The organism is Streptomyces sp. NPDC055140 (assembly GCF_053607285.1).
This window is the reverse complement of the sequence record NZ_JBSGTG010000113.1, coordinates 1-1,242: the sequence shown is the minus strand read 5'-3', so window position 1 is coordinate 1,242 and position 1,242 is coordinate 1. Positions and strand designations below refer to the sequence as shown.

Annotated in this window: 1 protein-coding gene; it reads left to right on the top strand. The window is 67.6% G+C overall.

Translation table 11 applies throughout. The features are described 5' to 3' along the window. The coding region (locus tag ACWFR4_RS47795; protein ID WP_453658145.1) for a helix-hairpin-helix domain-containing protein at positions 1-1,242 on the top strand (1,242 nt) is incomplete at both ends.

Here is a 1,242-nt window from a genome sequence, read left to right as displayed (position 1 = left end):
ACAGCCCCGGCACATGCAGGACGTGATTGCCGACATCAGCCTGTTCCGGCCCGGCCCGGTCAAGGGCGGCATGCCCGCGAAGTTCATCGCGGCCCGGCACGGCGCCGCACCTCACTACCCCCACCCCGACCTTCAGCCGATCCTGAACGATACGTACGGCGTCGTGATCTGGCACGAGCAGATCATCGCGATTCTCGCGAAAATGACTGGTTGCGACCGTGCCGCCGGCGACGTCGCACGGCGCGCCCTCGCCGACCCTGAGCGTCTGCCTGGCGTGGAGACATGGTTCAAGAGGGCAGCCGCCGAGCGCGGCTACGCCGACTCCGTCGTCGGCGAAGTCTGGGACGTGATCAAGGAATTCGGTGCGTACGGCTTCTGCAGGGCGCACGCCGTGGCGTTCGCGGTGCCGGCCGTGCAGTCCGCGTGGCTCAAGGCGCACCATCCGGCCGCTCTATACGCAGGGCTGCTGGAGCACGATCCCGGGATGTGGCCTTTGAGGCTAATCACGTCTGATGCGCGGCGCCACGGCGTGCCGGTGCTGCCCGTGGATGTGAGTCTCTCGCGCATCGAGCACCGGGTGGAGGCAACCGCTCAGGGGTGGGGCGTGCGGCTGTCACTGTCGACGGTGAAGGGCATGAGTGGGACAGAGGCGGCACGGATCGCCTCCCACCAGCCTTACGTGAGTTTGCAGGATTTCTGGCAGCGGGCCAGGCCTTCGCTGCCGATCGCGGAGCGTCTCATCCAAATCGGCGCTCTTGATGCGGTCAAGGGCGCACTCACTCGGCGGGACCTGTTGCTCCAGGCCAGCGAGCTGCACCGGCATGCCCGCAACCGCGCCACCGCCGACGGGCAACTGGCGCTCGGCGGCGACCTGGTGAGCGCTGAGCCGAGTGGTCTGAAGGAAATGTCGAGCCGGGAGCGCATGAGTGCCGAGCTCGAGGTCCTGTCGATCGACGTCTCCCAGCACCTGATGGAGCACCACCACCGGCTGCTGCGCGAGCTCGGCGCCACCGATGCCGCCCACCTCCAGCGCATGATCCCCGGGCAGAAGGTCCTCGTCGCGGGCGTGCGTGCCTCCACCCAGACCCCGCCCATCCCGTCCGGGAAGCGGATCATCTTCGTGACGCTGGAGGACGGAGCCGGGCTCGTCGACCTCGCGTTCTTCGATTCCACACACGCTGATTGCGCGCATACGATTTTTCACTCGGGGCTGTTGCTTGTCCGTGGCACCGTGGAGGCCCG